Origin of the sequence: Streptomyces sp. GbtcB6 (assembly GCF_019091475.1) — a bacterium.
Taxonomy (GTDB): domain Bacteria; phylum Actinomycetota; class Actinomycetes; order Streptomycetales; family Streptomycetaceae; genus Streptomyces; species Streptomyces hyaluromycini.
This window is the reverse complement of sequence record NZ_JAGXJL010000105.1, coordinates 1-10,290: the sequence shown is the minus strand read 5'-3', so window position 1 is coordinate 10,290 and position 10,290 is coordinate 1. Positions and strand designations below refer to the sequence as shown.

General features: G+C 71.1%; 10 protein-coding genes and 1 pseudogene. 6 read left to right on the top strand and 5 right to left on the bottom strand.

All coding sequences use genetic code 11. The annotated features are described in order from the left end of the window. The coding region (locus tag KVT45_RS53425) for an aldehyde dehydrogenase (RefSeq protein WP_217562118.1) at window positions 1–1,183 on the bottom strand (1,183 nt) is incomplete at its 3' end. Between the two features lie 136 nt (window positions 1,184–1,319). On the opposite strand from KVT45_RS53425, the gene KVT45_RS53420 reads away from it, so the two are divergent. The 5 genes and pseudogenes from KVT45_RS53420 (at window position 1,320) to KVT45_RS53405 (ending at window position 5,525) form a co-directional block, all read left to right on the top strand. Next, the gene (locus tag KVT45_RS53420; RefSeq protein ID WP_217562116.1) at window positions 1,320–2,603 is read left to right on the top strand and encodes an aromatic ring-hydroxylating dioxygenase subunit alpha; all 1,284 of its coding nucleotides are present in this window, start codon (window positions 1,320–1,322) and stop codon (window positions 2,601–2,603) included. Window positions 2,604–2,637: 34 nt separating this feature from the next. Then, window positions 2,638–2,967: a hypothetical protein gene (locus KVT45_RS53415; RefSeq protein ID WP_217562114.1), complete on the top strand. Its 330-nt coding sequence runs from the start codon at window positions 2,638–2,640 to the stop codon at window positions 2,965–2,967. After that, window positions 2,967–4,229, top strand: a complete 1,263-nt coding sequence (locus KVT45_RS53410; RefSeq protein WP_217562112.1) for an amidohydrolase family protein — start codon at window positions 2,967–2,969, stop codon at window positions 4,227–4,229. The genes KVT45_RS53415 and KVT45_RS53410 overlap by 1 nt, the downstream gene beginning before the upstream one ends. Before the next feature lie 350 nt (window positions 4,230–4,579). After that, window positions 4,580–4,861 (top strand): annotated as a pseudogene (locus KVT45_RS57430) (alpha/beta hydrolase); the annotation flags it as partial. A gap of 94 nt (window positions 4,862–4,955) precedes the next feature. Continuing rightward, window positions 4,956–5,525 carry a GNAT family N-acetyltransferase gene (locus tag KVT45_RS53405; protein ID WP_217562110.1) on the top strand — a complete coding sequence of 190 codons (570 nt, stop codon included), beginning with the start codon at window positions 4,956–4,958 and terminating at the stop codon, window positions 5,523–5,525. 185 nt (window positions 5,526–5,710) lie between these two features. Here KVT45_RS53405 and KVT45_RS53400 read toward each other — a convergent pair whose 3' ends face one another. From KVT45_RS53400 to KVT45_RS53385, 4 genes are all read right to left on the bottom strand, one after another. Continuing rightward, entirely contained in the window at window positions 5,711–6,271 is a 561-nt protein-coding gene (locus KVT45_RS53400; protein ID WP_217562108.1) for a hypothetical protein, read from the bottom strand. Window positions 6,272–6,639: 368 nt separating this feature from the next. Beyond that, on the bottom strand, window positions 6,640–7,374 hold the full coding sequence (locus KVT45_RS53395; RefSeq protein ID WP_217562106.1) for an alpha/beta hydrolase fold domain-containing protein: 735 nt from the start codon (window positions 7,372–7,374) through the stop codon (window positions 6,640–6,642). Further along, window positions 7,364–8,083, bottom strand: coding sequence for an enoyl-CoA hydratase/isomerase family protein (locus KVT45_RS53390; protein WP_217562104.1), 720 nt, complete (start codon window positions 8,081–8,083; stop codon window positions 7,364–7,366). The genes KVT45_RS53395 and KVT45_RS53390 overlap by 11 nt, the downstream gene beginning before the upstream one ends. Window positions 8,084–8,130: 47 nt before the next feature. Continuing rightward, window positions 8,131–9,114, bottom strand: coding sequence for a ferredoxin--NADP reductase (locus KVT45_RS53385; RefSeq protein WP_217562102.1), 984 nt, complete (start codon window positions 9,112–9,114; stop codon window positions 8,131–8,133). An 83-nt stretch (window positions 9,115–9,197) separates the two neighbouring features. On the opposite strand from KVT45_RS53385, the gene KVT45_RS53380 reads away from it, so the two are divergent. Continuing rightward, window positions 9,198–10,290 (top strand): AMP-binding protein (locus KVT45_RS53380; RefSeq protein WP_217562100.1); only part of this gene is annotated, 1,093 nt, incomplete at its 3' end.

Below are 10,290 nucleotides of genomic sequence, written 5' to 3'. Positions count from 1 at the left end.
GGGCCAGCGCCTCCGTCTCGTCCCGGAAGGGCAGCGTGACCAGGACCGGTCGGAAGACCTCCTCGCGGGCGATGCGGGCGTGCGGGTCCACCCGGGCGTACACGGTGGGCCGTATGTACAGGCCGCGCGCCTCGGGCCCCCGAGGGTACGGGCCGCCGCCGGTCGCGGGCGGCACCGGTGCGTCGGCCAGGAAGTCCAGTACCTTGCCGTACTGGGCCTCGGTGATCAGCGGGCCGAAGTCCACGCCGGGGCGCAGTTTCTCCACGGCCGTGACCACCCGGTCCAACACCTCGTCGTGCACCGACTCCTCGACCAGCAGCCGTGCGGTGGCCGAGCACACCTGCCCGGAGTTCGCCGCGACCGCCGTCACCGCGGCGGCCACCGCCCGGTCGAGATCCGCGTCGGCGAACACCACCAGCGGTGACTTGCCGCCCAGTTCCAGCGTGAGCGGGACCAGCCGGCCGCCCGCCACCCCCGCGAGATACCGGCCCGTGGCCACCGACCCGGTGAAGGCCAGCCGCCGTACGCCCGGATGGGCCGCGAGGGCCTCGCCCGCGTCCGGTCCCGTGCCGGTGACGACGTTCAGCACCCCGTCCGGCAGCCCGGCGCGGGTGGCCAGCCGGGCCAGGTGCACGGTCGAGAGCGAGGTGAACTCCGAGGGCTTGGCGACGACCGCGTTGCCCATCGCCAGGGCGGGGGCGAGGGCCCGGCAGGCCTGGTTCAGGGGCAGGTTCCAGGGGGTGATCACACCGACGACGCCGTACGGCTCGTACCGCGTGTACGTGTGGACGCCCGCCCCCTGCTCGATGACCGTGCCGTGCCCGGCGGCACGCACGACCCCCGCGTAGTAGCGGAAGTAGGCCGCCGACATGTCCGTCTCCAGCCGCAGCTGCGCGGGGACCTTCCCGGTGCACTCCCGCTCCAGCCGCATCAGGGTGCCGGCGTCGGCCTCGATCGCGTCCGCGACCCGGTGCAGGATCGCTCCGCGCTCGGCGGGGGAGCGGGCGGCCCAGTCGTGCCGGGCCCGTTCCGCCGCGGCGACGGCACGCCCGACGTCGGCAGGGCCGCCCGCCGCCGTCTCGTCGCCGGGCAGCCGGGTGGCCGGATCGAGCGTCGCCAGCCAGGTGCCGCTCGCCGGCGGCTCGGGGCGGCCGTCGATCCAGTGGTCGTGGCGTGTCGTCAAGAGCGTCCTCCACTCGTGAGAGCCGCGATGCCGATGACACGACCATAGGTTCCATATGCAGAATACGGAAACGCTATTCTCCAAATCAGAGACGATTGTTATCGTAGGGCTGTCAACCGACCGGAGGTTCCCACTCATGGCGCACTTCCCGAAGCCCGCCGAGGGCAGCTGGACCGAGCACTTCAAGATCGGTACGGAGCCGGTCTCCTACGCGGACTCGATCTCACCGGAGTTCTACGAACTGGAGCGGGACGCCATCTTCCGGCGGACCTGGCTGAACGTCGGGCGGGTCGAACAACTGCCGCGCAAGGGCAGCTACTTCACCAAGGAACTGGACGCCGCCCGTGCCTCCGTCGTCGTCGTGCGCGGCACGGACGGCGAGGTGCGTGCCTTCCACAACGTCTGCCGCCACCGCGGCAACAAACTCGTCTGGGACGACTACCCCCGCGAGGAGACCAAGGGCACCTGCCGCGCCTTCACCTGCAAGTACCACGCCTGGCGTTACGACCTGGAGGGCAAGCTCGCCTTCGTCCAGCAGGAGTCGGAGTTCTTCGACGTCGACAAGTCCAAGTACGGGCTGCTGCCCGTGCAGACCGACGTCTGGGAGGGGTTCGTCTTCGTCAACCTCGACCCCGACAACACCACACCGCTGCGGGACTACCTCGGCAGGTTCGCCCACGGCATCGAGGGCTACCCGTTTCACAAGCTGACCCAGGTGCACAAGTACCGCGCCGAGATCGGCAGCAACTGGAAGCTGTTCATCGACGCGTTCGCCGAGTTCTACCACGCGCCGATCCTGCACGCGGGCCAGTACGTGGCCGAAGAGGCCGCCAAGATCAAGAAGTACGGCTACGAGGCACTGTCGTACGACATCGACGGCCCGCACAGCATGGTCTCCTCCTGGGGCGGCATCGCACCGCCGAAGGAGCGGGCGATGGTCAAACCCGTCGAACGGGCCCTGCGCAGCGGGCTGTTCGGACCCTGGGAAGCTCCCGACATCGGACTGACCACCGAACAGCTGCCACCGGCCGTCAACCCCACGCGCAGCAAGGTCTGGGGCATGGACTCGTTCGTGTTCTTCCCCAACTTCATGCTGCTGGTCTGGCGGCCGAACTGGGTGCTGACCTATCACTACTGGCCGACGTCCTACAACACCCACATCTTCGAGGGCACCTGCTACTTCGTCCCGCCCCAGAACGCCTTCCAGCGGCTGCAACAGGAGCTCGCCGTGGTGTCGTTCAAGGAGTACGGCCTGCAGGACGGCAACACCCTGGAAGCCACCCAGACCATGCTGGAGACGCGCACCGTGGACGAGTTCCCGCTGTGCGACCAGGAGGTCCTGTTGCGCCATCTGCACGCCACCGCACGGCAGTTCGTGCGCGCCTACGAGCAGCCGGTGGTACCGGCCCCCGCGTCCTGAGACGCCCCATCGAGCAGACAGGGAGAGTGCAGACATGACCACGGTCTTTCCCGACGGGTTCCACGAGCTGGAGCCGTTCGCGGACTGGGCGATCCAGGGCGAGCGCGCCCGCTACGCCAAGCGCGTCGCCAGCACCATGGAGGAGTTGCAGGCCTTCTACGACGTGGCGTTCCCGCTGCTGCAGAAGGGCACCGCGTACCTGGAACAGGTCGGCATGGAAGATATCGGCGAGCAGGACAAGCGGCTGCTGTGGGCGTTCTGCTCGCTGGTCACCATCGCCTTCCCGGTGGAGGCGTGGGGACAGCCGCGGGTCCCGGACAGCGGGCCCGCCGGCATCCACGCCGTCGTCGAACCCGCCGTGTGATGGCGGGGCGGGAGACGGCACCCCGGCCGCCCGTGCTGCTGCGGGCGGCCCGGCTGCTCGACGTCGACAAGGGCGAACTGGTCGAGCCGGGCGAGGTGTTGGTGGTCGGCGAGCACATCGCCGAGGTGCAGCCGGGCCGCCTCCCCGAGGGCACCGTCGTGCAGGACCTCGGCGATGTGACCCTGCTGCCGGGCCTGATGGACATGGAGGTCAACCTCTTCCTCGGCGGTCCCGACCACCGCAGCCCGCTGATCCCGGTCCAGGAGGATCCCGCGCTGCGCACCCTGCGTGCGGTCGCCAACGCCCGCCGCACACTGCACCGCGGGTACACGACCGTACGGAACCTCGGTCTGTTCGTGCAGACCGGGGGCGTGCTCCTGGACGTCGCCCTGAAGAAGGCGATCGACCTGGGGTGGGTGGACGGGCCGCGCGTGGTGCCCGCCGGGCACGCGACCGCGCCGACCGGCGGGCACCTCGACCCGACCATGTTCCAGGCGTTCGCGCCCGGGGTGCTGCCGCTGACCGTGGAGGAGGGCATCGCCAACGGCGTGGCGGAGGTGCGGAAGGCGGTCCGGTACCAGATCAAGTACGGGGCGAAGGTCATCAAGGTCTGCGCCTCCAACGGTGTTATGTCACATACCGGTCCGGCCGGCGCGCAGCAGTACTCGGACGAGGAACTGCGCGCCATCGTCGACGAGGCACACCGGGCGGGTGTGCGGGTCGCCGCCCACTGCATGGGGGACTCGGCGATCCGGGCCGCCGTCGAGGCCGGCATCGACTGCATCGAGCACGGCTTCCTCGCGAGCGACGCCACCCTCGACCTGATGGTGGAGCGCGGCACCTTCCTGGTCGCCACCACATATCTCACCGAGGGCATGAACACCGGGCACGCGGACCCGGAGCTCCAGGCGAAGGCCGCGGACGTCTTCCCCCGCGCCCGTGAGTCCACCGCCCGGGCGATCCGGCGTGGTGTCAAGGTCGCCCTCGGCACCGACGCGCCCGCGATCCCGCACGGCAAGGGGTCCCTGGAGCTCCTCGCCCTGGTGGACCGGGGCATGCGGCCGCTCCAGGCCCTGCGCTCTGCGACGACGGTCGCCGCCGAGCTGATCGGCGCCGACGACCGGGGCCGGCTGCGGCCGGGCCTGCTCGCCGACGTCATCGCCGTCCCCGGCGACCCGCTCGCCGATCTGTCCGTCACGGGGCAGGTGTGCTTCGTGATGAAGGGCGGCCGGGTGTACCGCGACGACACACAGGGATCCTGACCGCCGCACGGGGCTGCGCACGCCGGTCGTCGGCCAGGCTGAGGGGATACAGGAGGGGCAGCGTGCGGTGGGTGGGCGCCCGCGGGCGGGCGGCGGCACCCGGCCGGAGCCGAAGCAGACCGGCGAGCGGGGCGTGCGACGCCTGCCCGCCGAACCGACCGGGGCCGCTGTGGTGCTGAGACCGGGATCGTGTGCGGGTGGGGAGCGGTGACCGGGGCGGGGCCGTGTCCGGGGTGCCGCTCTCATCCTGTGGTGACATCCGGCCTGCTGGGGGTCGGTCTCCGGTCGCAAGCCCAAGTACCGCTGAGGAGCGAAGAGTTGGGAACGGGCCGGAGCCTGGCCTCGGTTCCATGACCACAAGATCGCGCAGGGCGGCCCTGGCTGCTCTGCTCACCCTCGGCCTGTCCGCTCCACTCCTGGGCGCCGCTCCTGTCTCCTCGTCCCGCGGCGGGCGCATGCCTCCCCGGGGCACGGATGCGAGTGAACTGGCGTTACCCCTTCCCGTCGGCCCGTACCCGGTGGGCCGCCGCGCCCTGCGCCTGGTCGACCGGTATCGTCCCGACCCCTGGGTACCGACGGCCGGGAACCGGGAACTGATGGTGTCCGTGTCCTACCCGGCACGCTCGGCCGGGGGCCCACCGAACGAAGAGGCGCCGCTGTGCCGAACTCAGCTGTCTCCCGCTGGAGAGTTCGACACCCTGATCTTGATCGGATTGGCTGGGCGGCATGCCAGAGCTGCGAACCGATCGTCTTCTGCTCCGCCGGTGGCGGGAGTCCGACCTCGAACCGTGGGCGGCTATGAACGCTGACCCTGAAGTCCGAGAACACCTGGGGGAACTGCTGACACGGGAGCAGAGCGATGCCGCGGTGGCACTCATGCAGGCCGAGTTCGACGAGCGAGGTTTTGGGTGGTGGGCGCTCGAATCACGGGAGACTGGTGAGTTCATCGGCCGTGCCGGCTTGGACGAGGTGGGTAAGGACATGCCGTTCGCGGGAGTGGATATCGGTTGGCGGTTGATGCGTTCGGCGTGGGGGCACGGTTACGCCACCGAGGCCGCCCTGGCCTGCCTGGGCTTCGCCTTCGAGGACCTAGGGCTGCCGGAAGTGGTGGCGTCGACGACCGTCCGCAACCTTCGTTCCCAGGCAGTGATGCGCCGGATCGGCATGACCCGGGATCCGGCCGACGACTTCGAGGATCCGAGCGTGCCCGAGGGGCCGCTTCGCCAGTGTGTGCTGTACCGGATTCTCCGCAGAGATGTTCACGGCCTGCACAACTCGGCGGGGCACGACTCGTGACGGCTGTCGTGGGCCGCGCCACGCCGGTCGAGTGAGGTATCCCGATGGCGGTGGATCGGCGGCTGAGGAACGGGTTCGCCGTGAGCAGGTCCGGTTCGCAGCCGCTGATCTGATCGAGGCCGGGGCGATTGATGGATCAAAGACCTCACCAGGGGCGACCCGCTGATCAGGACTCGCTCCGCACCCTAGCGTCGTCCTCCGCGTCCGCCCTGCCGCCTGCCCTTGTCCCTGCTGGGACGCTTGCCCTTGCCCTTGCCCTTGCCCCTGCGCATGCCCGGAGCCTGCACCGGGCGCCCTTGCCAGTCGGTGCTGTCGTCCTCCGACAGGCTCGCCGTATACGAGAGCGCATGCTGGATCAGCAGCGACAACAGGCGTTTGGACTCCGCCGAGGGAAGCTCGCTCTGCCAGGGGGAGAGCGAGTACCAACCCTGGCCCGGATCTGTCAGGGGCGGGCAGGGCTCCGCGGGCTCCAGGGGCTCGGCCGGCGCTTCGGGAAGGCGCACCAGCAGCATGTCCGTGCCCCAAGCGACGACCGCGGCGATGCCCTTGGCCGCAAGCACCGGCACCCCGAACGTCGCCAGGACGGGCCACTGGGGAGCAAGGTCCTCAAGTCTCTCGACCAGATCGGGGTGGGTATGCAGCTCCCACCCCTCGTAGACGTAGGCACCGTGCTCCTGCGGAACGCCCTGCTGCCGCAGCAGGTCGAGCAACGCCGAGTTCTGAGGCAGGTCCGGCAGCAGCGTCATGCCTCGACACGCTACGCGCCGTTCAGCAGCGGGGGCAGTGGTGGCGCTCCTCTCCAGCAGGCTCACCGGACCTGCACCGTTCGGCAGTACTGGTACGGCCCGATGGTGTCAGGGCCGATCCGGTCCGCCGCCCGCCACCGGGGCGAATCCGCAGAATGATCACGACTCGATAGGCGTCCTAAGGGCAGGTGGTCGACCGGCCGGGCGATCACCGCCTCGTCCTCAATCAGGCGGTGCGTTCGCCTGCCACGGCATGCGAGGATCCACGATCCCGTCGGCTTCGGGGCGGCGCGGCGCCGACCGGTGGCTTCTTCGCGTCACGGACGGCCGTACTCGTCAGCGGGAAGCCGTCCGCTCCGCAGTGCCGTTCAGCCCCGGTGGGGTGTGACCAGGCCGGTCGAGCACCAGGTGCGCAGAAACGCCGCTGTCGCTTCCAGCTGCCTGAGTCCCTGCGCGGAAGAGTCCTCGTAGATCCGCATGTCGACCTCGACCCCCGAGTGTGCCGCCCGGGTCGCGAGGGACAGCGTGTCGTCCAGGAGCATCTCCGTGCCCGCCGCGTGCAGTTGGATCGGCGGCAGACCGTGGAGGTTGCCGTGCAGCGGGCTGAGCAGTGGGTGGGTGCGCGGCGTTGGGCCCGCGTACGCGGCAGCCCGGACGGACAGGGCCTCCGCGTCCACCGTACGGTCCGCTGCCGCGTTGAGCAGCAGGCTCGACGCGTCCAGCGTGAAGTCCAGTACCGGCGACGACAGCACCGCACAGGACGGCGGAGCCGCCCCATCGTCGCGCAGCCGCAGCAGCAGACCGGCGGCGAGGGCACCGCCCAGCCGCTTGCCGGCCACGGCCGCGGGCCCCCGGCCGTGGCAGTGCTCCCAGGCGGCGTACACATCCTCCAGGGCCTCGGGGAAGCGGAGCCGGTACCGGGCGCACACGACCGCGTAGCCGGTGTGCCGGGCCAGCGCGCGCGCCGTGGGCAGGGCGTCCTGCGGGGTGCCCGCGAGTCGCGGGTCGCCGTGCAGATACAGCACCGTCTGCTCCACGGCCGCGCCCTCGGGCCGTACCTCCGGCCCGAACGGCCCTTCCTCGACGTGGATCTCACCTGCCACGGGACATCACCTTCTCCGCCGCCTGCCAGTGTTCGTCGGACACCCAGAGCCGGGCGAAGGCCGCCGCGGCCTCGTGCGGCGGCCGGGCCCGGGTGGTGAGGTTCTTGATCTCGCGGGCCTGCGCGGTGGCGAGCGACCGCGCCGTCTCCCGCCATCCGTCGGCGAACCCGGCACGGGGCAGCACCAGGTCGACCAGGCCCAGCCGCTCGGCCTCGGCGGCCTCCAGGACACGTCCGGTGCCCGCCAGCAGCAGCGCCCGGCCCGGCCCCACCAGCCGGGCCAGCCGTTCGGCACCGCCCCACGCGGGCACGATGGCGAGCTTCGTCTGGTTGAAGCCGATACGGATGTCGTCGGCGGCGATACGGATGTCGGCGGCGACCGCGACCTCCGCGCCGCCGCCGAAGGCGTGCCCGTTGAGGGCGGCCACCACCGGGCCGGGGAAGGCGGCGATCCGGTCGCACAGCGCCCGCATCCGCAGCGCCATCCCGGCCGCCTCGTCCTCGGTGCGCAGCCGCGCCAGCTCCTTGAGGTCGCCGCCGGACACGAACGCCTTGTCGCCCGCGCCGGTCACCACCAGCGCCCGCGCCCCCTCGGCCGCGTCCAGGGCCTTGTCGAGTTCGCCCATGGTGGCCGGGTCGATGGCGTTGCGGGCGTGCGGGCGGTCGATGGTGACGACGGCCAGGCCGTCCTCCATTTCCAGATCAACCATGCGTGGCCTTCCGGTCGAACGGGCGGGTGCCGGTGGTTCGGCGGGCGTCAGTCCTCGTAGACGACGGTCACCTCGGCGGTCGTGGGTTCGGCCTGGCAGGTGAGCACATAGCCCTCGGCGATCTCGTCGGGTTCCAGGGCGTTGTTCACGCGCATCTTGGCCTCGCCGTCGGTCAGCCGTGCCATGCAGGTGGCGCAGTCCCCGGACTCGCAGGAGAAGGGCGGGGTGAAGCCGGCCCGGCGCGCGCTCTGCAGCAGGGTCTCGCCCGCGCGTTGCGGCACGGTACGGCGCTGACCGCGCAGGCCGACGGTGACGGTGCCCGGGACGGGCTCGGCCGACGACTCGGCGGCCGCCACCGGCGTGAACCGCTCGACGAAGATCCGTCCGGCAGGCGTCCCGGCCGCGAGCAGCGTGCTCTCGATCAGGGCCATGAACGGCTCCGGCCCGCAGAGGTAGTGGTCCGCGTCGCCGTCGGCGAGGGCCCGTATCTCGTCGGCGGCGACCAGTCCGTCCCGGTCGTCGAGGTGGTCGTGGATGCGGAGCCGGCCGGGATGGCGAGCGGCCAGGGCGCCGAGTGCCTCGCGGAAGATGGCCGAGCCGGCGCTCTGATGGGCCGTGAGCAGCCGTACCTCGCGCGGAGTTGTCGCCAGAGCGCTCTTGACCAGGGAGATCACCGGTGTGATCCCGCTCCCGCCGGCGTATCCGACCAGCGGCCGGTCCGTCGCCTCCGGGCGCAGGCAGAAGGAGCCGCCGGGTCTGGTGGCCTCAAGGGTGTCGCCCGGCCGCAGCTGCGTGTGCATCCAGCCGGAGACCAGCCCGCCCGGCACCCGCTTCACCGTCACACACAGCTCGCCGTCGGTGTCGGGCGACGACGACATCGAGTAACTGCGCAGCGTCCCGCACACCTTGAAGGTCAGGAACTGTCCGGCCCGGTAGGGGAACGGTGCGTCGAGGGCGAAGGTGCGCGTGTCCGGCGTCTCGTCGACGATCCGGGTGATCCGCACCGGATGGAAGCCGTGGTCCCGTGCCATGTATGGAACTTACCTTCTCGCTATGGGAGAGTGCAATTCTCCTACAGGTGCAATGGCGACTGCGGTGAGGAGATCCCCCTGTCATGTCGACGACTTCCCTCGGTGCCCTGCGGCCGCTGCCGCCCGAGCTGTCGGCGCGTTACGAGGCCGAGGGCTGGTGGACCCGCGAGACCCTCGGCGAGCTGCTGACCGCCGGACTGGCCACGGCGGGGGACGTGGAGTTCCGTGTGCACTCGGAGGTACGGCCGTGGGCCGGGACCTTCGCCGACGTCGAGCGGGTGGCGCGACGGCTCGCCGCCGGGCTGCGGGCGCGCGGGGTCGGTACCGGCGATGTGGTCGCCATGCAGCTGCCCAACTGGATGGAGGCCGCGGCCGTGTTCTGGGCCTGCGCCTTCCTTGGCGCGGTGGTCGTGCCGGTCGTCCACTTCTACGGACCCAAGGAGGTCGGCTACATCCTCGGCGCGACCCGCCCCAAGGCGTTCTTCGCGGCCGGGCGCTTCGGCCGGTTCGAGTTCCGCCCGGAGTTGTGCACGGACGTGCCGGTCGTCGGCGTCGTCGGCCGGGACCTCGACGCGCTGCTCGCCGACGAACCCCTGGCCGGTGTCCTGCCCGTCGACCCGGACGCCCCCGCGCTCATCGCCTTCACCTCGGGCACCACCCGGGACCCGAAAGGTGTGATCCACAGTCACCGGATCCTGGGCTACGAGACCCGTCAGCTGGCCGCGAGCTACCCGCCCGACCGGGGGCGGCAGTTCACCGTGGCGCCGGTCGGCCACTTCATCGGCATGATCAACGCCTTTCTCATCCCTGTCCTCGACGGCACCCCGGTCAACCTCGGCGACACCTGGAGCCCGGCCCAGGCGCTCGCGCTGATGCGGGCGGAAGGGCTCACGGTCGGCGGCGGGGCGACGTACTACATGACGAGCCTGCTCGACCATCCCGACTGCACGCCCGAGCACATCGCGCACCTCAAGTACGCAGGCCTGGGCGGCGCTTCCGTCGCCTCCGCCGTGACGACCCGGCTGGAGTCCCTGGGGATCAGCGTCTTCCGGGCCTACGGCTCCACCGAACATCCGTCCGTGACCTGCACCCCCTACGACGGTCCGGATCGCCAACAACTCCCGCTACGGCCTCTCCGGCGCCGTGCACAGCGCCGACGACGAGCGCGCCATCCGT

Coding starts and splice junctions, on each gene's coding strand:
- KVT45_RS53385 (WP_217562102.1), bottom strand. CDS start 9,114: ATGGCACGGGACCACGGCTTCCATCCGGTGCGGATCACCCGGATCGTC.
- KVT45_RS53405 (WP_217562110.1), top strand. CDS start 4,956: ATGCCAGAGCTGCGAACCGATCGTCTTCTGCTCCGCCGGTGGCGGGAG.
- KVT45_RS53400 (WP_217562108.1), bottom strand. CDS start 6,271: ATGACGCTGCTGCCGGACCTGCCTCAGAACTCGGCGTTGCTCGACCTG.
- KVT45_RS53390 (WP_217562104.1), bottom strand. CDS start 8,083: ATGGTTGATCTGGAAATGGAGGACGGCCTGGCCGTCGTCACCATCGAC.
- KVT45_RS53415 (WP_217562114.1), top strand. CDS start 2,638: ATGACCACGGTCTTTCCCGACGGGTTCCACGAGCTGGAGCCGTTCGCG.
- KVT45_RS53410 (WP_217562112.1), top strand. CDS start 2,967: ATGGCGGGGCGGGAGACGGCACCCCGGCCGCCCGTGCTGCTGCGGGCG.
- KVT45_RS53420 (WP_217562116.1), top strand. CDS start 1,320: ATGGCGCACTTCCCGAAGCCCGCCGAGGGCAGCTGGACCGAGCACTTC.